The organism is Priestia sp. P5, from assembly GCF_029522155.1.
Taxonomy (GTDB): domain Bacteria; phylum Bacillota; class Bacilli; order Bacillales; family Bacillaceae_H; genus Priestia; species Priestia megaterium_E.
This window is the reverse complement of record NZ_JAKWFJ010000001.1, coordinates 2,872,963-2,894,278: the sequence shown is the minus strand read 5'-3', so window position 1 is coordinate 2,894,278 and position 21,316 is coordinate 2,872,963. Positions and strand designations below refer to the sequence as shown.

The 21,316-nt window shown below is 37.6% G+C and carries 17 protein-coding genes; 14 read left to right on the top strand and 3 right to left on the bottom strand.

Annotation, left to right across the window (positions count from 1 at the left end):
- The first annotated feature begins 52 nt into the window (after window positions 1-52).
- Complete coding sequence (locus MMB69_RS15370; protein WP_221782619.1) at window positions 53-949, top strand: TetR/AcrR family transcriptional regulator; 897 nt, start codon at window positions 53-55, stop codon at window positions 947-949.
- Window positions 950-1,216: 267 nt separating this feature from the next.
- Here MMB69_RS15370 and xylR read toward each other — a convergent pair whose 3' ends face one another.
- Window positions 1,217-2,374 carry a transcriptional repressor XylR gene (xylR, locus tag MMB69_RS15365; protein ID WP_264409239.1) on the bottom strand — a complete coding sequence of 386 codons (1,158 nt, stop codon included), beginning with the start codon at window positions 2,372-2,374 and terminating at the stop codon, window positions 1,217-1,219.
- Window positions 2,375-2,609: 235 nt separating this feature from the next.
- On the opposite strand from xylR, the gene xylA reads away from it, so the two are divergent.
- The 9 genes from xylA to MMB69_RS15320 all read left to right on the top strand — a co-directional run bounded on the left by xylA (window position 2,610) and on the right by MMB69_RS15320 (window position 13,659).
- Window positions 2,610-3,947, top strand: a complete 1,338-nt coding sequence (xylA, locus tag MMB69_RS15360) for a xylose isomerase (RefSeq protein ID WP_221782623.1) — start codon at window positions 2,610-2,612, stop codon at window positions 3,945-3,947.
- Between the two features lie 57 nt (window positions 3,948-4,004).
- Window positions 4,005-5,507 carry a xylulokinase gene (xylB, locus tag MMB69_RS15355; protein ID WP_221782625.1) on the top strand — a complete coding sequence of 501 codons (1,503 nt, stop codon included), beginning with the start codon at window positions 4,005-4,007 and terminating at the stop codon, window positions 5,505-5,507.
- A gap of 301 nt (window positions 5,508-5,808) precedes the next feature.
- Entirely contained in the window at window positions 5,809-7,230 is a 1,422-nt protein-coding gene (xylE, locus tag MMB69_RS15350; protein ID WP_221782627.1) for a D-xylose transporter XylE, read from the top strand.
- 728 nt (window positions 7,231-7,958) lie between these two features.
- Complete coding sequence (locus tag MMB69_RS15345) at window positions 7,959-8,915, top strand: ubiquinol oxidase subunit II (RefSeq protein WP_277447951.1); 957 nt, start codon at window positions 7,959-7,961, stop codon at window positions 8,913-8,915.
- A gap of 1 nt (window position 8,916) precedes the next feature.
- Window positions 8,917-10,884, top strand: a complete 1,968-nt coding sequence (gene qoxB, locus MMB69_RS15340; protein ID WP_277447949.1) for a cytochrome aa3 quinol oxidase subunit I — start codon at window positions 8,917-8,919, stop codon at window positions 10,882-10,884.
- 1 nt (window position 10,885) lies between these two features.
- Window positions 10,886-11,485, top strand: a complete 600-nt coding sequence (cyoC, locus tag MMB69_RS15335; protein WP_221812894.1) for a cytochrome o ubiquinol oxidase subunit III — start codon at window positions 10,886-10,888, stop codon at window positions 11,483-11,485.
- A complete protein-coding gene (cyoD, locus tag MMB69_RS15330) occupies window positions 11,486-11,782 on the top strand; it encodes a cytochrome o ubiquinol oxidase subunit IV (protein WP_269871613.1) in 297 nt (98 codons plus the stop codon). It begins immediately after the preceding gene.
- A 148-nt stretch (window positions 11,783-11,930) separates the two neighbouring features.
- The gene (locus tag MMB69_RS15325) at window positions 11,931-12,425 is read left to right on the top strand and encodes a universal stress protein (RefSeq protein WP_221783413.1); all 495 of its coding nucleotides are present in this window, start codon (window positions 11,931-11,933) and stop codon (window positions 12,423-12,425) included.
- Between the two features lie 349 nt (window positions 12,426-12,774).
- On the top strand, window positions 12,775-13,659 hold the full coding sequence (locus tag MMB69_RS15320) for an SDR family oxidoreductase (RefSeq protein ID WP_277447948.1): 885 nt from the start codon (window positions 12,775-12,777) through the stop codon (window positions 13,657-13,659).
- A 56-nt stretch (window positions 13,660-13,715) separates the two neighbouring features.
- Here the strand turns inward: MMB69_RS15320 and MMB69_RS15315 are convergent, their stop codons facing one another.
- Entirely contained in the window at window positions 13,716-14,618 is a 903-nt protein-coding gene (locus MMB69_RS15315; protein ID WP_221812888.1) for a COX15/CtaA family protein, read from the bottom strand.
- Window positions 14,619-15,008: 390 nt separating this feature from the next.
- Between MMB69_RS15315 and MMB69_RS15310 the strand changes: the two genes are divergently transcribed.
- The 3 genes from MMB69_RS15310 to MMB69_RS15300 all read left to right on the top strand — a co-directional run bounded on the left by MMB69_RS15310 (window position 15,009) and on the right by MMB69_RS15300 (window position 18,440).
- Window positions 15,009-16,445 (top strand): NAD(P)-binding domain-containing protein, encoded by a 1,437-nt coding sequence (locus MMB69_RS15310; protein ID WP_221812886.1) that lies wholly within the window; start codon window positions 15,009-15,011, stop codon window positions 16,443-16,445.
- Window positions 16,446-16,481: 36 nt separating this feature from the next.
- Window positions 16,482-16,808 (top strand): Na-translocating system protein MpsC family protein, encoded by a 327-nt coding sequence (locus tag MMB69_RS15305; protein WP_013056580.1) that lies wholly within the window; start codon window positions 16,482-16,484, stop codon window positions 16,806-16,808.
- Window positions 16,809-17,063: 255 nt separating this feature from the next.
- Window positions 17,064-18,440: an NCS2 family permease gene (locus MMB69_RS15300; protein ID WP_221812884.1), complete on the top strand. Its 1,377-nt coding sequence runs from the start codon at window positions 17,064-17,066 to the stop codon at window positions 18,438-18,440.
- Window positions 18,441-18,519: 79 nt separating this feature from the next.
- Here MMB69_RS15300 and MMB69_RS15295 read toward each other — a convergent pair whose 3' ends face one another.
- A complete protein-coding gene (locus MMB69_RS15295; protein ID WP_221812883.1) occupies window positions 18,520-19,854 on the bottom strand; it encodes an ArsB/NhaD family transporter in 1,335 nt (444 codons plus the stop codon).
- Window positions 19,855-20,311: 457 nt separating this feature from the next.
- On the opposite strand from MMB69_RS15295, the gene MMB69_RS15290 reads away from it, so the two are divergent.
- Entirely contained in the window at window positions 20,312-21,304 is a 993-nt protein-coding gene (locus tag MMB69_RS15290; protein ID WP_136789441.1) for a thiamine pyrophosphate-dependent dehydrogenase E1 component subunit alpha, read from the top strand.
- The last annotated feature ends 12 nt before the right edge of the window (window positions 21,305-21,316 follow it).

The window sequence follows — 21,316 nt, the reverse complement described above, 5'->3', positions numbered from 1 at the left end:
AAAAGAGAGATAGGTTATACTAAATAAAAAGTTAAACAGAGGAGCAACAGCAATGAATCAAAAACAGCTCGATATTTTAGGGCATACGCACCAGCTTTTTATGGAAAAAGGATACGTAGACACTTCGGTACAAGATATATTAGAAAGAAGCGGTATTTCAAAAGGAACATTTTATAAATATTTTTCATCTAAAAGCGAACTGTTTCTCTCATTACTTTCGTCTTTGCAAGAATCACTTATTCTACAAAGAGAAAAAGTAGCCATTAAATATAAAGGAGATAATCAGAAGCTATTTGAAGAGCAGATAATTTTTATGCTGAGCTTTGCAGAGCAAAACAAAATTCCTGAAATGATTGAAAGTACACTCGTTTTAAATGAGGTCAAAACATTTCAATATATAGAGGAGTTAAAAGCAGCAACATTCAACTGGATATATGAACGCTTTCAGGAGATTTTCCCCTCTAAGACTTCTCCTTATTTATTTGATGGAGCTGTGCTGCTAGAAGGAATGCTTAACAATATATTTAAAATGAATAAAGCACTAAACTATCCATTGCCTATTGAACAAATTGTCCGTTATTGTATGAAGCGTATAGAGGAAATCGTAATCGAAGTAGCAGAACAAAAAGAACAGTTATTTGATCCTTCCGTTTACTCTGCGGTATTTAATGAGAAAACAGAAAGTCATTTTTCGACTGAGCTTACGCGCGTAACCGCAAAGTTAAAACGGGTGATTGAAAACAAACTAATAAATGAAGAGGAACAAAAGAAGGGTCTGGAATTTGTGACGTTTATATCTGATGAATTACTGCAAAATGATACGGAGCCTCGCACATTTATTATTCAGAGCTCTCTTTTATCGCTAGAGAAAATCAACACTCTTGCACAGAGCAAAGAGCTAGAGGAATATAAGGAAGTCATAACTACCTTGACAACACATGCTTCATAATTTAAAAAGTAGGTAAACTAACCCAAAAGTCAAGGCTCTCCGTATTTCAGAAAAGAGCAGGTTACCAATAACATATAAACAGCCAGTTGCCGTTATGATAGGTGACTGGCTGTTTGAGATGAAAGAGGTGAGGGTGGGGACAGAAATAATACTCTTATCAAAATAAGGTAATTCTTTCCCCTTGATAGAAAATCTAGTAATCGAAAATAGCTGCTTTATTCTTAAAGTCAAACACGATATAGTTTACTAACCTTTACGTTGACTCAATTAACTTATAGGACTAACACTTAAGAAAGAATCAATAACAATGGAAACAGCTCCTAAAGCAGGTGCATTTTTTCCTAACGAAGAAGGCAATAGTTCACATTTATTGTCTAAATAAGAATGGACTCTAGAAGAAACTTCGTTTTTAATCGTATTTAAAACAATGGGATGAGATTCAATTATATGATTTCTCAAGATAACAGCCTCTACATCAAATGTATTAAGAATATTAGTTAATCCAATTCCGATATAAAAGCCAAAGTTTTGAAGTGCATTTAACATTTCTACATCATTTTTATTTGCGCGTTCCACAATCTCTTTTCGAGAAATATTCTTTTCTTCTTTAGAGAGCGAAGCCAGTAACGCTTTTTCAGAAGCATATAATTCCCAACAGCCTCGATTTCCACAGCTACATTTGGGCCCATTAAAATCTATCGTCATATGACCCATTTCCCCAGAAAAACCCTGAACACCTTTATACAATTCGTTGTTAATAACAAGTCCGGTTCCAATTCCGACATTAATACTGATGTAAACGATGTTTTCATAGTTTTTTGTCATACCAAATACTTTTTCACCGTATGCTCCTGCATTAGCTTCATTTTCAACAAAAACCGGAACATTAAACTCACTCTCAATTAAAAACTGCAAATCTTTGATATTCCAATTTAAGTTAGGCATAAAAATAATTTGCTGATGACGATCTACAAGACCTGGAACACAAATTCCTATTCCCACTAGACCATAAGGGGACTCTGGCATATGGGTTACAAAACCATCAATAAGTGCAAATAAAATCTCTTTTACTTCACTAGCAGAAGAACTAGACAAGTCAGAAGTCTTCTCAAGAATAATATTTCCTTCTAAGTCGGTTAGAATTCCGTTAAGATAGTCGACTCCTATATCGATACCGATCGAGTAGCCTGCATTCTTATTAAAAACAAGCATTACAGGTCTTCTGCCGCCTCTAGATTGCCCTGCCCCAATTTCAAAAATAAAATCTTTTTCAAGCAGTGTATTTACTTGAGAGGAGACAGTAGACTTGTTTAATCCTGTAATCTCAGAGAGAGTTGCCCTAGAGATAGGGGAGTTCTTTAAAATTTCATCTAATATTAATTTTTGATTCATTTTTTTTACTAAAGCTTGATCTGCAATTTGAATAATAACCACTCCTTTGTTTATCTATCGAACTAAGTTGGTGTTTTTTTGAAGCTTGAATTAGATATTCAAAAGTATCATATCTAATATTATAACTAAATTTTCTAAAAAAAACATTGAAATAAATATTTATTTTGTATATGATGAAATAAAGTTAGTTTATTGGATAAACAAACTAACTGAATTAAGATAGTTAATGGATAAACTTGTTTACTTAAATCAAAGGGGGAAATGACAAATGGTCCAAACTAGTACTAATAAAATTAATTATTTTGAAAGCGTAAACAAAGTTTTATACGAAGGTAAAGATTCTAAAAATCCTTTAGCTTTTAAATACTATAATCCTGAAGAAGTAGTAGGCGGTAAAACGATGAAAGATCAGCTGCGTTTTTCTGTTGCTTACTGGCACACGTTTACAGCAGATGGTACGGATCCTTTTGGTGCAGCTACTATGCAAAGATCTTGGGATAGATATGATGGAATGGATTTAGCAAAAGCTAGAGTTGAGGCAGCTTTTCAACTTTTTGAAACATTAAATGTTCCATTCTTCGCATTTCATGATCGGGACATTGCTCCTGAGGGCAGTACGTTGCAAGAAACAAATAAAAATCTTGATGTTATCGTCACTATGATTAAAGAATACATGCAAACAAGTAACGTAAAGTTATTATGGAACACAGCGAATATGTTTACAAATCCCCGGTTCGTTCATGGTGCAGCTACTTCTTGTAATGCAGATGTATTTGCTTATGCGGCGGCTCAAGTAAAAAAGGGGCTTGAAACAGCAAAAGAACTAGGTGCGGAAAATTATGTATTCTGGGGCGGCCGTGAGGGATATGAAACATTGCTTAACACAAATTTACAGTTAGAGTTAGATAACTTAGCTAGATTTATGTATATGGCTGTAGATTACGCAACCGAAATTGGATATACGGGACAGTTTTTAATTGAACCTAAACCTAAAGAGCCTACGACACATCAGTATGATACCGATGCAGCAACAACTATTTCATTTTTAAGACAATACGGATTAGATAAATACTTCAAACTTAATCTGGAAGCTAACCATGCAACGTTAGCTGGGCATACATTTGAACACGAATTACGAGTAGCTAGAGTACAAGGCTTATTAGGATCAGTGGATGCAAACCAAGGTGACCCTCTTTTAGGCTGGGATACAGATGAATTCCCAACGGATTTATATTCTACAACGCTAGCAATGTATGAAATCCTGCAAAATGGAGGGCTGGGCAGCGGAGGATTAAACTTTGATGCCAAAGTACGCAGAGGTTCTTTTGAACAAGACGATTTACTTTATGCTCATGTAGCAGGAATGGATGCGTTTGCTCGAGGATTGAAAGTAGCACATAAATTAGTAGAAGATCGTGTTTTCGAAAATGTTATCAACGAGCGCTACAGCAGTTTTAAAGAGGGAATTGGGCTTGAGATTGTGGAAGGAAAAGCTAACTTCCATACACTGGAGCAGTACGCACTTAAAAATCCGAAGATTGTGAATAAATCAGGAAGACAAGAACGATTAAAGGCCATTTTAAATCAATATATTTTGGAAGTTTAAAGGACAAACGAGAGTAGAAACAATTCTACTCTCGTTTATAAACGCGGAGGTATCAAGATGAAATATGTAATTGGAATTGATCTAGGAACAAGTGCCGTAAAAACGGTTTTAGTTGATACAAAAGGCGAGATTTGCGCTGTGGTTTCTAAAAATTATCCCCTCCTTCATGAAAAAACAGGGTATAGCGAACAGAATCCAGAAGAATGGGTTCAGCAGACGGCTAGTGCTTTAAATGAATTAATTGCTAACGCTAATATAAAACCCGAAGATATAGAAGGAATTAGTTATTCTGGACAGATGCACGGCCTTGTGCTGCTGGATAAAAACCATAACCTATTACGTAACGCCATTTTGTGGAATGACACAAGAACAACAGAACAATGTCATCATCTCTATAAAGTGATTGGAGAAAAACGTCTTTTAGAAATAACAAAAAACCAGGCTTTAGAAGGATTTACTCTTCCTAAGTTATTGTGGGTAAAAGAGTATGAACCGGAGATATTTGAAAAAACAGCTGTATTTATGCTTCCCAAAGACTATTTGCGTTTTAAGATGACTGGCTTTATTCATAGTGAATATTCAGATGCTGCCGGTACATTATTATTAAACATCAGCAAGAAAAAATGGGATGGTGAGCTTTGTCAATTAGTAGGAGTTAATATTAACCTTTGTCCGCCACTAGTCGAATCTAGTGAATGCATAGGCAATATTAGTGAATCGTTCTCTCAAAAAACGGGATTAGCTGCTTCAACAAAAGTATTTGCAGGTGGAGCTGATAATGCTTGCGGAGCAATTGGCGCCGGCATTTTATCGCCAGGGGAAACACTATGTAGCATTGGGACATCGGGTGTTGTTCTTTCTTATGAGGAACGAAGCGATAGAGACTTTAATGGAAAAGTCCATTATTTTAATCATGGAAAAGAAAATGCCTTTTATACGATGGGCGTTACGCTATCTGCGGGTCACAGTTTAAGCTGGTTTAAGGAAAATTTTGCAGAAAACGACACGTTTGAAGAATTGTTGGCTGATCTAAAAAATGTACCAATCGGCTCAAACGGCCTTTTATTTACCCCTTACTTAGTTGGGGAACGTACACCGCATGCAGATGCTACGATTCGCGGAAGTTTTATAGGAATGGACGCCTCTCATAAAAAGAGAGACTTTACGCGAGCAGTTATTGAAGGTATTACGTTTTCATTAAGTGAATCAATTGAAATCTTTCGAGAAAGCGGAAAGGAAATTACGTCTATTGTATCAATTGGCGGAGGAGCAAAAAATGACCATTGGCTTCAAATCCAAGCAGACGTTTTTAATGCAAAAATCGTAAAGTTGTCTACTGAACAAGGCCCAGCGTTAGGAGCAGCCATGCTAGCAGCTTATGGCTGTGGCTGGTATAACTCATTGGAAGAGTGTGCAAACGTATTTATTACCTCTTCGAAAACATATTATCCTAACGCGGAACATGTACAAGTCTATAAACAGCTTTATGAATTATATAAAGAAGTCTACCTTCAAACAAACGACTTAAGTAAAAAGCTAGGCGAATTTAAAAGGAAATAATAGGTTGCAAAATATGCAACCTTACTTTAAAAAGGAGCTTCATATGAAAGTAGCTTGTATCAATTGATTATGGTTGTATATCGATATACCTGACACAAAAGGAAGTATAGAAAATGCTGTAGTAAGATTTGATTCACTAGAAAAATACGTACATTGGAGGGGAGGATAAGAGCAGTTAGTCGAATAGACGACGAAAATTTCTTTTGTGTTCCAAGGATTTGAAAACGCATTCAAATAAGTGCGAACTCAGTTAGAAATAGAACTTCTACTGTTACTCTTAACTAACTGCTTTTAACAACGCATGAAACAAAATCGAAACTCATTATATATTTTTTCTATTACCTTAGTTGCCGCTATCGGAGGGTTACTGTTTGGATATGATACAGCTGTAATATCTGGAGCTGAAGAATCATTAAAGGTGTATCTTATTGACAGCTTAGGGTTAGGATCTTTAGCACACGGTGTTACTGTATCAAGTGCTTTAATAGGGTGTATTATTGGAGGATTGGTATCTGGTTATTTTGCGACGAAACTAGGACGCAAACAATCACTTATACTAGCAGCTATTCTTTTTATAGTCTCAGCGTTAGGCGCTTCTTATCCTGAGTTTTTATTTTTCACAAAAGGGGAACCGACACTCTCATTGTTACTAGCTTTTAACTTCTACCGCATTATAGGTGGGATTGGTGTTGGCTTAGCATCAGCCATTTGTCCCATCTATATAGGAGAAATTGCACCGGCAGATATTCGCGGCAGGTTGGTATCGTTCAATCAATTTATGATTATTTTTGGAATGTTAGTCGTTTACTTCGTGAATTGGGGTATTGCAAATGGGGAAACCTTAGAATGGATTAATGATGTAGGTTGGAGATACATGTTTGCTTCAGGAGCTATTCCAGCTTTACTCTTTGCAGCACTCTTGTTTTTAGTTCCTGAAACGCCTCGCTACTTAGCTATACAGAATCAAGATCAAAAAGCTTTAGCCATACTAACTAAAATTAATGGACCTTCAGAAGCGAAATCAATTTTAGAAGATATTAAACAAACAATTTCTACCAATGTTTCGTCTGAAAAATTATTGGCATATGGAAAATTAGTTATCGTTGTAGGTATACTGCTTTCTGTATTCCAACAGTTTGTAGGAATCAATGTAGCTCTATATTATGCTCCGCGTATTTTTGAAAGCATGGGAGCAGCTAAAGGTTCTTCTATGCTGCAAACCATTATTATGGGATTAGTAAACGTTATTTTTACAGTAATTGCAATTTTGACGGTTGATCGTTTGGGAAGAAAACCTTTATTAATAACAGGGTCTATCGGAATGGCCATTGGAATGTTCGGTGTAGCAAGCATGGCTTTTTCAAACATCATTGGTATAGGGACGCTTGTATTTATCATTATTTATACAGCTTCCTTCATGATGTCATGGGGACCAATTTGTTGGGTGCTCATTTCAGAGATTTTTCCTAATAAAATTAGAGGTCGTGCTGTGGCTATTGCCGTAGCTGCTCAGTGGGCGGCTAACTATTTTATTTCCTCTACATATCCCGTGATGATGGAATATAGCGGAGGATTAACATATGGTTTTTACGGTTTAATGAGTGTACTTTCTGCTTTATTTGTCTGGAAATTTGTTCCTGAAACAAAAGGTAGAACTCTTGAACAAATGGAAAATATGTGGAGAAAAAAACAAGGGGCTTCAAAGAGTAAGAAAGCCATATAACTATTGAGCTTTTACTTAGAGAAAAGATGAATATAAAACTTTCAGAAACACCTAAAATATCTTTAGGTGTTTTTAATATGTAATCTTTATGAAGAAAGTAGATAGCTTTTTTAAAAGATATTGCTATAGTGATAAGTCTCTTTGAAAATAGAAATATAGTTTTCTTTATGAGGAGTGTTTCATCTTAAATATAAATAACGGTGCAATGAATTTACAAAAAATCTGGGGGCATCCGCTATATACTGAATATTCTAAATAATTAAAGTATGATCATGCTTCATGGGTTCCCGCGTACCAAAATCAGAAAATGATTGATTGGATGTTTCAGCAGGTCAAATAGGCAAATCAGTAAATGTTAAAACTCAATACTTCATCTAGTACTTATAAAAAACTCTTTCAGTTAATAAAAACGGGAAGAGTTTTTTTCTTTTATTAGGCTAGTCACAAGGCAATGCTGACCTTCCTCTTACACACCACATTTACCCAAATATGTGACGAAATTATGGTAAAGGTATTCAAAATAGATAAAAACCGCTTCAAGTGTGATAAATATCACACCTTTTAATGATACAACATGATAATTTTTTAGGAGTAAGCAATATGTCATGACAAATTTCAATATGTTAGGAGGTTATTAGCTCTTTGAACCGTTGAGATGCATCTCTAATATGAACGTTTATATATCATTATTATGTACAGAGATTTAGAGGAAGGGAGCCTGAACTTAGGTGAGAAAGCAAAAACCAACGCATATTAGCAAGTTAATCATTCTCTCCGTATTCATCACAATTTTTTTAGCAGGCTGTGATAGTCGTTATTTGATTTTAAATCCGCAGGGGGCGGTGGCTCAAAAAGAATACCAGTTAATTATTTTTTCCATAATTTTATGCACAATTGTTGTTATTCCTGTTTTAGGTCTGCTTGTGTATATCGTTTTACGCTACCGTGATAAGCCTGGAAACAAGGCTCCGTATCGGCCAGACTGGGACGATAGCAAGCGTCTTGAATTTATTTGGTGGGGGATCCCTATTATTATTATCGGTATTTTGGGTTTCGCTACGGCCAAGACGACGTATGACTTAGTAGATCCGCCGCAAAAAGATGTAAAGCCACTAACAATTGAAGTAACATCTCTTGATTGGAAATGGTTATTTCAATATCCGGATCAAGATATTGCGACAGTCAACTATGTAGAAATTCCAAAAGGTGTGCCTGTTCAATTCGTGCTAACGTCAGATGCACCGATGAATTCTTTCTGGGTACCCCAGCTGGGAGGACAATTATATACCATGCCGGGAATGGCAATGGGGCTTTGGTTACAAGCTGATCACAAGGGAGAATATTTTGGTTCAGGCGCTAATTTTACGGGTGAAGGGTTTGCTCATATGAACTTTAAAGTTAAATCTACATCGACAAAAGAATTTAATCAGTGGGTAAAGCAAGTGAAAGAAACATCACCTGCTTTAACAAAAGCTGATTATAACAATCTCGCAAAACAAGGTCTTTCCTTGGAAAAATCGTATTCTACCATTCCTAAAGGCTTATTCCAAGAAATTGTCATTAAAAACGGTGGTCAATATTATAGTCAGCATCACCATATGAAAAACAAAGACATGAAGACTATGAATGTGGCTTCTGAAGAACAAGTACATGCACAGCATGAGCACCAGGAAGGAGGAAACTAAGTTGTTAGACAAATTAAAAGATTTTTCATCTCATTTTTTTGTGACTGGAGAACCGATGATTTATGGAGCAGATGTCGCCATTTTGTTAACACTAGCCGGTATTATTTTTGTTCTTACGTATCTTAAAAAATGGAAGTGGCTATGGCGTGAGTGGCTCACAACGGTGGATCATAAAAAAATTGGTATTATGTATATGCTTTCTTCATTGTTAATGCTGTTTCGAGGCGGAGTAGATGCATTATTAATGCGTATGCAACTAGCATTCCCTCAGTGGCATTTTCTAGATTCTAATCATTACAACGAAATTTTTACTACGCACGGAACCATTATGATTCTATTTATGGCAATGCCGCTTATGTTTGCGTTCTTTAACATTGTTGTACCGCTTCAAATTGGAGCAAGAGATGTCGCCTATCCTTTTTTAAACGCGGTAAGCTTTTGGCTATTTTTCTTTGGCGCCATGCTTTTTAATTTGTCGTTTGTAATCGGCGGCTCGCCAGATGCAGGATGGTTGAGTTATCCGCCGCTTTCTGGCATGCAGTTCAGTCCTGGACCAGGTCAAGATTTTTATATTTGGGGTATTCAAATATCAGGTATTGGCAGCTTGGCTTCTGGAATTAATTTTATTATGACTATTTTAAAAATGCGTGCGCCGGGCATGAAACTTATGCATATGCCGTTATTCACGTGGTCTGTTCTAGCAAGCTGTATTATTATCATTTTCGCGTTTCCTGTATTAACCGTAACGCTTGCTTTATTGTTTATTGACCGCTTCTTTGACGGACATTTATTTACTATGACCGGCGGAGGAAATCCGATGATGTACATTAACTTAATTTGGATGTGGGGACATCCTGAAGTGTATATCGTTGTACTTCCTGCATTCGGCATTTTTTCTGAAATCGTTGCAACGTTTTCTCAAAAGAAGATATTTGGCTATAAGTCTATGGTTTTTTCAATGATGATTATTAGCGTTCTATCGTATTTCACATGGGTGCATCATTTCTTTACGATGGGTGCAGGCGCTAATGTGAATGTGTTTTTTGCTATTACGACGATGGCTATCGGAATTCCAACGGGTGTTAAAGTGTTCAACTGGTTATTTACGATGTTCCGCGGCCGTATTCAAATAACGCAGCCAATGCTATGGACAATTGCTTTTATCCCGTGCTTTGTTGTGGGAGGAGCAACCGGTGTTATGCTTTCAGCAGCTCCCGCAGACTATCAGTATCATAATAGCTACTTTTTAGTTGCACACTTTCACCAAGTGTTAATCGGAGGCGTTGTATTCGGCTTTTTTGCAGGTTTGTACTATTGGTGGCCAAAAATGTTTGGCTTTAAGTTAAATGACCGTCTTGGCAAATGGGCGTTTTGGACGTGGAATATTGGTTTTTATGTATGCTTCATGCCTCAGTATGCATTAGGGTTTATGGGAATGACACGCCGTATTTATACGTACGACTTTGACATGGGCTGGGGACCGCTGAACGTTATCTCTACAGTCGGAGCTTTCTTTATGGGCATAGGGTTTATCTTTCAAGCATGGCAGATTCTTCATGGCATTAAGTACGGAGAACGAGATGTAACAGGGGATCCTTGGAATGGACGTACATTAGAATGGTCCATCCCTTCACCGCCGCCGCACTACAATTTTGCAGTGATTCCAACAGTAACGGGGCAAGATACATGGTGGACAATAAAAGAAGAAAGAAAAAAGAAAAAAGCGAAGGAAACACCTGCTTTTTCTCCGATTCATATGCCTAAGAATTCAGGTATTCCATTTATCATGTCGCTTTTCTGGTTCATTGCTGGCTTTGGCTTAACGTTCCACTGGGTGTGGATGGCGATATTCGGTTTGACAGGAGTCGGAGCTTGTTTACTAGCTCGTTCTTTTCAAAACAACTCGGACTATTATATTCCAGTGGATAAAATTCGACATACAGAAGATTCAGTAGGGAGGGTTGGCTGACATGGCTTATGCGACAGCGCACCACGAAGAACATCATGATGAACATGATGAAGAAATCAAAGTTATGGGTTTTTGGCTTTTCCTCGTAACGGACTGCATCTTATTTGGAGCACTATTTGCTACGTATGCCGTTCTTATTAATCATACTGCAGGAGGTCTTACAGGAAAGGAATTATTTGAAGTTCCAGGATTTGTTTCTGAAACGTTTATCTTATTAACGAGCAGCTTTACGAGCGGATTAGCTGTGTTGAGCATGCACAAGGGAAAAATAAAGCCTTTAATTGGCTGGCTAATCGTAACTCTGCTTTTAGGTATGTGCTTTGTTGGCCTTGAAATTCATGAATTTCAAACAATGGTTCATGAAGGAGCAACCATTTCCACCAGCGCATTTTTTACAGCTTTCTATACGCTAGTTAGTACGCACGGGCTGCACGTTTCGGTCGGAATCATTTGGATGATTTCAATTACAATCCAGTTAAAACGATACGGAATTACCTCTGTAACAAAACGAAAATTAACGATTATCAGCTTATACTGGCATTTTCTTGATGCCGTCTGGATCTTCCTTTACACGGTTGTGTATTTAATGGGGGTGATGTAGATGGAGAACCATGGGTCGTTAAAAGCTTATACAATCGGATTTATTTTCTCGATTATTTTAACCGTTATTCCTCTGCTGCTGGTATTAAACCACGTACTTGCTAAAAATATATTATCAGCTAGCATTCTAGGAATGGCCGTGCTTCAATTTTTCATTCAACTGTTTTTCTTCATGCATATTAAAGACGGAGAAAAGCCTCGTTATAATGTGATGGCTTTAATACTTGGAATCGTCTTTGTTATTACGATTGTAGCAGGATCGATTTGGATAATGACTTTTAACTCGCAAGTTCAATAAAAATGGAGCCGTGCACTACACACGGCTCTATTTTTTATTAATTTCTATATATTGTGATAAAAATCACATACTTTCGTTTTCGCAAGAAGTAAAATAAAAGTGTAGCAAGGAAAGTTCTTTATAAATGAAAGACAAAGGAGAGATTATGATGAATATGGCTTATCGTAACATCCTCGTAGCAGTAGACGGTTCTGTAGAAGCGGAGTGGGCGTTCAAAAAAGCAGTTAACAGTGCGAAAAAAAATAACGCTCATTTGATAGTTTGTCACGTTATCGATATACAGGCGTTAAGTCCATCACCTTATGCATTCTATACGGATACACGCTTTCAAGATGCAGAGAAATTTGCTGAAGAACTTTTGACCAACTATCGTAACCTAGCCATCAAAGCTGGAGTAACAAGAGTCGAGACACTAATTGAACACGGCTCTCCTAAAACAAAAATATCTAAAAAAATCGCACCAGACAAGCACGTTGATTTAATTGTATGCGGCGCAACCGGGTTAAACGCCGTAGAGCGCATTTTAATCGGAAGTGTATCTCAACATATTTTACGCTATGCCAAATGTGATGTATTAATCGTTCGCACTCCTAAAGAAGCCGAAGAAGAATCAAAACCTTTACAAGCGGAACTAACAGAGTAGCGGGCACAGACGAGAAAGAAAGCTTATTGTTCACAGCAAAATACAAAGCTCTCACCATTTATTTAAAGAGGGGGGATAAATGTATTTTAGTTGAAAGGCGATCCGAACGAGGAATCGAGATTCTTAATAGAGAATTCGACTCGTTCGGATTTTTTTATTGTGATGGTGAACGTAGGTTTCATGTATGCAGCTGTTTCTAGCTGTTGATTGAAGGGGAAGGGGAATGAAAGAAAAGTGAGGATAATAGAGCACATCAAACATGTTTATTAAAGAAGCAGACGGGAAGAACAAGTATATAGAAAACTTTTCCTTAGTTGGTTAAGGATTCATTCATAAAGGAGTGACGAATATGTCAAAACTAAATAATCCATTAACTCAATATTTCCATGAAGACTATCCAAAACAGTATCAAGAACCGCCCGGTATACAAAAAGAAATGAACGTCATCCCAGACTGCGGGGAGAACAGTTACATAGGTGCAGGTAAATTAAAAGGCAGAAAAGCTCTTGTGACGGGTGGAGATTCAGGTATTGGCCGGGCAGCAGCGATCGCTTACGCAAGAGAAGGTGCAGACGTTGCGCTTAATTACTTGCCACAAGAGCAAGCAGATGCAGAAGAAGTACAAAAACTTATTGAAGCAGAAGGAAGAAAAGCTGTGCTCATACCTGGTGATGTAGGCGAAGAATCTTTTTGCAAAGAGCTAGTAGAAAAAGCTTATAAAGAATTAGATGGTTTAGATGTTCTAGCGCTCGTAGCTGGCAAACAGCAGGCAGTAGAAGATCTTGCTGATTTAGAAACGGACCAACTGCGCAAAACCTTTGAAGTAAATGTATTCTCTTTATATTGGACCGTAAAAGCAGCGCTTCCTTATTTACCGGCAGGTGCTTCTATTATTACCACAAGTTCTGTACAAGGCTATAGCCCAAGTCCTAATTTATTAGATTATGCAGTTACAAAGTTTGCCATTAACGGATTCACTCGCGGACTAGCCAAGCAACTAGCTCCAAAAGGTATTCGCGTCAACTCCGTTGCTCCAGGACCTATCTGGACGCCGCTGCAAATTTCTGGAGGGCAGCCAAGCGACGCTATTCCAAGCTTTGGACAAGATACACCTTTGCAGCGCGCTGGTCAGCCGGTAGAGTTAGCAAATGTATACGTATTTTTAGCTTCAACGGATGCAAGCTACGTAACAGCTCAAGTTTACGGGATTACAGGCGGAATAGAACTAGCTTAACTCCAAAAAACACGTGCAGTTATGAACTGCACGTGTTTTTTGGAGTTATTTCTGTTTTAATGTCTTTTTCCTTTTAAAGTCTGTACACAAATGTAGCTAAGCGTAGCGAATAACGCTGTAATAAACGCCGAGTGAGACAGTGTAGCAAAGACATTTAAACGAGACATGACAACAAATATACCGCTAAATATTTGAGCAACGGTTAAAGCAACTGCAATGATGGACGCATAGTAAATATCACGACGGGTTTCTTTATACTGTTTGATGGCAGATACCATAATCCAAATGATAAGAACAAACAACACAAGAGCAGCAAATCGGTGGGCAAAGTGAATGCCTGTTGTTCCTGATAGCTTTGGAATAAGCGTATTACCATAACAAGCAGGAAAGCTTGTACATGCTAAGCTTGCACCTTTGTGACGTACATATGCACCTAAATAAATATCGCAATAGGTAAATATAAGCGTAAACCATGCGAGCCATCTAAATTTGCCTGTAACCGCTCCTTTAATAAAATGGTCCGAACGGTCTTTTTGAATAACAAAGATGGAAAGCAAAAATACACCGGTAAACGCAATAAGCGAAAGACCGAAATGCAGCGCTAGCGCTTCAGCTGACTGAGGCCAGATAACTGCAGAAGCCCCGAGTAATGACTCGATAACGATAAATGCAATACTCATAATCGCTAAAATTTTCACTTCACGGTTTCTGCGATAACGAATCCAAGCCCAAATAGAAAATGCTAAAACGAGAAGACCTGCAAATGCGGTAATCAAACGATGCGTATATTCAATCATTGTTGCTACCGCGTATTCGGGTATTAACTGCCCGTTGCACAGTGGCCACTCATTTCCACATCCTAATCCAGATCCTGTGGTTGTGACCAGACTGCCGGCAATCATTAAAATAAACATAACAATCGTTGTAAATATAGCTGTTATTTTAAATAAATTTCTCATACGTTGACTCCCTTTGCTGAGTTACTAATTATGACTATAGATTTGATGAATACGATAGTCAAGTAGTAGAGCGTAATTAACAAATAACTGTCACAAACTCGCATATGTTTCTCTTAAAATTGATGTCAGAAAAGCTTTCTTAATTAAATTTTGGACTGGCTTTTTCATGTTAAAAGATGTAAATATCGTTCCATACATAAGATGTAAAAAAATATATTAGTGATTTTACACAATTCGCAAAAAAAACTTTAGAGAGAATGGAGATACAATCATATTCCAAAAGTGATAATATAAATATAAATCAAATGATGTTATAAAACCTATCATTTTATGTTAGATATAAAATAAACTTTTTATCACGGAGAAACTTTATTGAAAGGAGAGATAACGATGAGCTTAGAAGCTTTAAATAAAAGAGTAGAAACCGATCTTTCTTACCTTTCCTTCAGGAAACTAACAGAAGTACAGCCAATTATCCCTAAGAGTGGACACGTATACGATGTAATCATTATTGGAGGAGGTCAAAGCGGGTTAGGAACGGCTTTTGGCTTGCTGCGAGAACGCGTGTCAAATATTCTTGTTATTGATGAAAACCGTTCGGGTTTGGAAGGTCCGTGGGAAACGTATGCACGAATGATTACGCTGAGAACACCAAAAAACTTAACATCTATCGATTTAGGTATGCCTTCGCTTACGTTTCAAGCGTGGTGGGAAGCACAATTTGGCTCAGAGGGCTGGGAAGCTCTTGACAAAATTCCAAGAGGAGACTGGATGAATTATTTACGCTGGTACCGGAGCATTCTTAACCTTCCTGTGGCAAATGAAATAAAATTAACGTTAATTGAGCCGGGAGAAACAGGTATTCATCGCTTGCATATTGAAGGGAATGGAGCTTCGTGTCCTACACTGATGGCACGTAAAGTTATACTAGCTACAGGAATTCAAGGAGGAGGAGAGTGGCACGTCCCGCCTATGATTTCTGAAAAGTTGCCGCCTCACCTTTATTCTCACACTTCCCAAACCATTGATTTTACTACGTTGAAGAACAAAAAAGTAGCTGTTTTAGGAGGAGGAGCTTCCGCGTTTGATAACGCCAACTATGCGCTTTCTGAAGGGGTTGCTGAAGCTCATGTATTTGTTCGCCGAAAAGAACTTCCGCGTATTAACCCAATCAGACAAATGGAAGCTTCAGGAATGATTGAACGTTTCCACGCTTTGTCAGATGCTGAAAAATATGAAGTGATGGCTCATTTTTTCGAATACAACCAGCCACCTACGAATGATACATTTGGACGCGCTTCCTCATGGCCGGGTTTTCATTTACACGTACATGCACCGTGGCTGGATGTCGAAGAAAAACAGAACAAAGCATTTGTAACAACTCCTCAGGGAATCTTTACATTTGACTATTTAATTATTAGCACAGGGCTTCTAACAGATCCCGCTCTTCGTCCAGAATTACGCCTTGTTGAAAAACACATCGCCCGCTGGAGCGATCATTACAAAGCACCACATGAAATCGCCAATCCAGTATTGGATGCCCACCCTTATCTTAGTAATGGCTTTGCTTTTTCAAATCGCGATGGGGAAGGTCAAAAAATGGTATATGGCCTTTTTGCTTTTAATTATTCCGCTTTAATTAGCTGTGGAATTTCTGCTTCCGCTCTTTCAGGTCTAAAATATGCGATACCGAAGCTCGTATCAGAAGTCGCTAATCAGCTTTTTATTGATAACCGCCATGAGAATTTAACCAATTTCTTCGACTATAATGAGCCTGAATTTATCGGCAGCTGGTCAAAGGACGATAATCAAGTAAAAACAAGATAGCAAAACACATTTTTAACAATGAAAAAGGTGAAGCATATGGAGCCGATCTCTAAAAAGAAGATAGCTACTTTGTATACTCAAATTAGCCAAGAGATTTTTAATGTAGGCGTGAATACTCAAAAAATAGATATTATTGATAATAAAATTCTTATTCTAGCTCAATCAAAAAGAATGCCGGCACTAGAAGCCCTCAGTGAAGAATATAGAGAATTAGTGATGTCTCTTGATGCCGCTTTGTCGACTAAATATAAAAAAATGCTAAAGCAAAAAGTGGAGCTTTTATTTGATATCCAGGTCACTTCTTTATTTAGAGATTATGATCCTGTTACCGAAAATTCTTGTACAGTTATTTGCTTTAAATAACTTCTCTATATAAATTGCAAAACGTGCGATGAAATCGTGTGTTTCGCAAAACACGTAAAAGACGGATGCTTATCTTCTGTTTACAGAAGCAAAGAGCCGTGAAGATAGAAGGGTTTCCTTCTGTTTTCACGGCTCTTCTTATAGATATTTTCATAAAAAAGAGAGGTGAAATGGCTAAAAACGCACTGTTTTATAGAGGAGCTGTAAAAGCGAGTTAAAAGAGAATGAATCGAAAATTAAAGGAGTGAAAAGCAAGTGGCGATGAATGAAAAAGTTGAAGCTCCGCATATGGAACTAACAAAAAAATCAGCACCTAATCCTTCATGGTTAGATAAGCTGTTTCATTTAACCGAACGCAAAACAGATGTAAAAACAGAAATTCTTGCTGGAATTACTACTTTTGTGACGATGAGCTATATTATCTTTGTTAATCCGACGATTTTAGCAGATGCAGGCATTCCAAAAGAAGCGGCCATTGCGGCGACGATTTTTGCCACTGTCTTTGCCACTCTTTTGTTTGCACTGTGGGCGAACATGCCTATTGCAGTAGCACCAGGAATGGGGCTAAACGCTTTTTTTACGTACACAGTGGTATTGGGTGAAGGGTTAACGTGGCAAACAGGTTTAGGAGCTGTATTTATTTCAGGGGTTGTATTTTTTATTTTAACAATAACAGGCTTACGCAAGAAAATTATTGAAGGGATACCCGCTATTTTAAAAAGTGCTATTTCTGTTGGAATCGGTCTATTTATTGCTTTTATCGGTTTTAAGCAAGCAGGAATTATTGTCAGCAACAAAGAAAATTTAGTAGCCCTTGGTCAGCTTACAAAACCGGGCCCGTTACTCGCTTTATTAGGTTTTATCGCGGTAACTGTATTAACTGCTCGAAAAATTAAAGGAGCTGCCCTGATTAGCATTTTGCTAGTATCAATTGCCGGGATGGTGCTGGGCATAGTAGAAGCACCTAAAAGCATCAGCAGCGTAGTCTCGTTTTCAATGCCGAGCATGTCGGAAACTTTTTTACAAATGGATATTAAATCTGCTCTTCATTACGGTCTTTTCTCTATTATTTTTTCATTTACACTTGTGGAGCTATTTGATAATTTAGGATCGATGATTGGATTATCTAAAAAAGCTGGATTAATGGATGAAAAAGGAGAAATTAAAGGGTTAGATAAAGCGCTTATGGCAGATTCCCTTGCGACTGTAGCCAGTGCTGCTATGGGATCTACCGCAATGAACGCGTATGTAGAAAATGCTGCGGGAATTGCAGAAGGAGGCAAAACGGGCCTTAAAGCACTGGTCGTTGCCATATTGTTTTTAGTGAGTCTTTTATTTACGCCATTAATTAGCATTATTCCTTCTTTTGCTACAGCCCCTATTTTAATTATGGTTGGAGCTCTCATGTTAACGGAAATAAAAAACATTCCTTTAGATGAGATAACAGATGCTGTACCTGCTTTTTGTACCATTATTTTGATGCCGTTAACGTTTAGTATTGGCGAAGGCTTAGCGCTAGGGTTTTTATCTTATACATTCGTTAAATTGTTAGCAGGCAAGGCGAAGGAAATTCACTGGATTATGTACATCATTAGCGCCGCTTTTATTATCAACTTCATCTGGGCTGCCTGAGCGCATATATCTAGAGCAAAAAAGACTTCTCAGCTGAGAAGTCTTTTTTACTGTTCGTGTAGATTTTAATTTCTCTCCCTTACAGAAATAAAAGATAGCGAAGGAAGATATATAACGTTGAAATCAAAAGAGATACGAGTGTGATTGGAGCTCCAATTTTTAAGAAATCCATAAATGAAAATTTATGTCCTTTTTTTACAGCCATGCCAGCTACAATGACGTTGGCAGATGCTCCAATTAACGTACCGTTTCCTCCCAGACATGCTCCTAGAGCTAATGACCACCATAGTACACTGATTTGAGCAGAATCAGGGCTCATTCCCATTCCGTGAGCCATATCTTGAATAAGCGGAATCATTGTAGCAACAAAAGGAATGTTGTCAATAACAGCTGATGCAATTCCGCTAATCCACAAAATCAGATAAGCTGACAGTGCAATATTGCCGTCTGTAACGTTCAACGCGCCGGCAGCCAGCTTTTTAATAATGCCTACATCGATTAATCCTCCGACAAGAATAAATAAACCAGCAAAGAAAATAATCGTTGTCCATTCAACAGAATCAAACGCACTTTCTACTTCATCATGGGTTCTTAATCCAATTACCAATAATACAGCTGCACCCGTAATGGCTACCATAGCCGCATCGATATGTAAAACGGAGTGCAGGGTAAAACCTAGAATCGTTAATACTAATACCGTTAACGATTTTTTCATTAAAGCGGAATCTTGAATATAATCTTTTTCATTTAAACTCATTAGCTCTTGTTTTTTACTATCTTCTACTTTTAATTTTTTACGATAAATAAGAACAAGAATTCCTAGTGTAACAACACCGATAATTAGTACTGCAGGAGCTAAATTTAATAAAAAAGCGTTAAAATCAAGATGAGGATTCGCTGCCCCAATCATAATATTAGGCGGGTCGCCTATTAAAGTTGCCGTTCCTCCAATATTTGAAAACAGCACTTCTGATATAAGAAATGGAAAAGGATTAATATTCAAAATAGTAGTGATGGAAAATGTAACGGGAACAATTAATAACACGGTTGTTACGTTGTCTAAAAATGCTGATCCCACGCCTGTTAATATTGATAAAATAACTAGAATTCGAACAGGATCACCTTTAGCGATTTTAGCAGACTTGATGGCTGCGTATTGAAACACGCCTGTTTTGTTTGTAATGCCGACTAAAATCATCATACCCATAAGAAGGACAATCGTTTCCCACTGAATGTGTTCCATAATGGCCTTATTAAAGTCAACAATACCTAACAAAATCATCAATATAGCACCTAAAAGAGCTGCCGAAGCGCGATTGATCTTTTCGGTCATAATCAAAAAATATGTAATGATAAATATAATAATGGCTGCGTATACATAAAAACTTGTAATGTGTTGAATTGCATTGTGCATAACAGTAACCTGGCGATATGTCATCTAGTGACGAGAACTTTGGATGTTGTCCAGGTTTTCACCTCATCTTTCATCGTTTAATTTACATCCAACTTTACGGTGAAACTTCTATAAAATCCGTTTTACTTTAATCAACCTCCTTTAAGAGCTTTGGTGTTCTTCAAAATGAAGACGATTCCTTCAGCATTATATCATATTTACATAAAAGCTTTCTTGCTAATTATTCAATGTAATTTTTAACCCACACGCTTATTATGCACCTTAAATTCAGTTTACATAATTGATTCCTCTAAGATTGGACAAAGTTAGACAAAGTTGGAACAGTGTCCAATTTTGTCTAATTTCAAAAGGCGAAATAAAACAATAGATTGCTAGTATAAAGCGATTTTACTATTGGCACGGTACTTGCAATAGTAGTTAAGTGAAGTTTGATAATCAAATGAGGAGGCTTACCATAATGAAAACTGCTCAAAACAAAACAGAAAAGCTTACGAAAGAAAAAGCCAGCTGGATGTATCAGAAAATGGTAGAAATTCGAAAGTTTGAAGATGAAGTACATCAAATTTTCGCAAAAGGTGTACTGCCTGGTTTTGTTCATCTGTATGCAGGTGAAGAAGCGGTAGCGGTTGGAATGTGCGCTCATCTTAACGACAGTGACAGTATTACGAGCACTCATCGCGGACACGGTCATTGTATTGCTAAAGGCGGCGATTTAGATGGAATGATGGCTGAACTTTTTGGAAAGGTAACCGGGTTAGGCAAAGGAAAAGGCGGATCCATGCATATCGCGGATTTAGATAAAGGAATTTTAGGAGCAAATGGAATTGTAGGAGGAGGCTTTCCGCTTGCATGCGGTTCTGCTTTAACTGCTAAGTATAAAAAGACAAAAGATGTAAGCGTTTGCTTTTTTGGGGACGGAGCGGGCAATGAAGGGACGTTTCATGAAGGAATTAACTTAGCAGCGATTTGGAAACTGCCGGTTGTTTTTGTTGCTGAAAATAATGGCTACGGAGAGGCAACTCCATTTTCTTATGCTTCGAGCTGCAGCGCGATTGCGGACCGTGCCGCATCTTATAACATTCCAGGTGTACGAGTGGATGGAAAAGACGTGATGGCAGTTTATGAAGCAGCTGCAGAAGCTATTCAACGAGCCCGCAGAGGAGAAGGGCCAACGTTAATTGAATGTGTAACGTATCGAAATTACGGACATTTTGAAGGCGACGCACAAACGTATAAATCAGGAAATGAAAAGAAAGAACATCTCCAGGAAAAAGATGCGATCGCTCTTTTTGAAAATTACTTGCTTTCAGAACAAGTAGTAACAGAAAAAGAGCTTAGAGATATTGATGGTGATGTAGAAAAAGCAGTAAAACGCGCAGTTGAGCTAGCAGAAACAAGCGATTATCCTGATGCTTCGGAACTATTAACGGATGTTTATGTATCTTATTAATTAAAGGGGGAA

Coding starts and splice junctions, on each gene's coding strand:
- MMB69_RS15295 (WP_221812883.1), bottom strand. CDS start 19,854: ATGCACAATGCAATTCAACACATTACAAGTTTTTATGTATACGCAGCC.
- MMB69_RS15370 (WP_221782619.1), top strand. CDS start 53: ATGAATCAAAAACAGCTCGATATTTTAGGGCATACGCACCAGCTTTTT.
- xylA (WP_221782623.1), top strand. CDS start 2,610: ATGGTCCAAACTAGTACTAATAAAATTAATTATTTTGAAAGCGTAAAC.
- cyoC (WP_221812894.1), top strand. CDS start 10,886: ATGGCTTATGCGACAGCGCACCACGAAGAACATCATGATGAACATGAT.
- MMB69_RS15305 (WP_013056580.1), top strand. CDS start 16,482: ATGGAGCCGATCTCTAAAAAGAAGATAGCTACTTTGTATACTCAAATT.
- xylB (WP_221782625.1), top strand. CDS start 4,005: ATGAAATATGTAATTGGAATTGATCTAGGAACAAGTGCCGTAAAAACG.
- MMB69_RS15310 (WP_221812886.1), top strand. CDS start 15,009: ATGAGCTTAGAAGCTTTAAATAAAAGAGTAGAAACCGATCTTTCTTAC.
- MMB69_RS15325 (WP_221783413.1), top strand. CDS start 11,931: ATGAATATGGCTTATCGTAACATCCTCGTAGCAGTAGACGGTTCTGTA.
- MMB69_RS15320 (WP_277447948.1), top strand. CDS start 12,775: ATGTCAAAACTAAATAATCCATTAACTCAATATTTCCATGAAGACTAT.
- xylE (WP_221782627.1), top strand. CDS start 5,809: ATGAAACAAAATCGAAACTCATTATATATTTTTTCTATTACCTTAGTT.
- MMB69_RS15315 (WP_221812888.1), bottom strand. CDS start 14,618: ATGAGAAATTTATTTAAAATAACAGCTATATTTACAACGATTGTTATG.
- cyoD (WP_269871613.1), top strand. CDS start 11,486: ATGGAGAACCATGGGTCGTTAAAAGCTTATACAATCGGATTTATTTTC.
- MMB69_RS15290 (WP_136789441.1), top strand. CDS start 20,312: ATGAAAACTGCTCAAAACAAAACAGAAAAGCTTACGAAAGAAAAAGCC.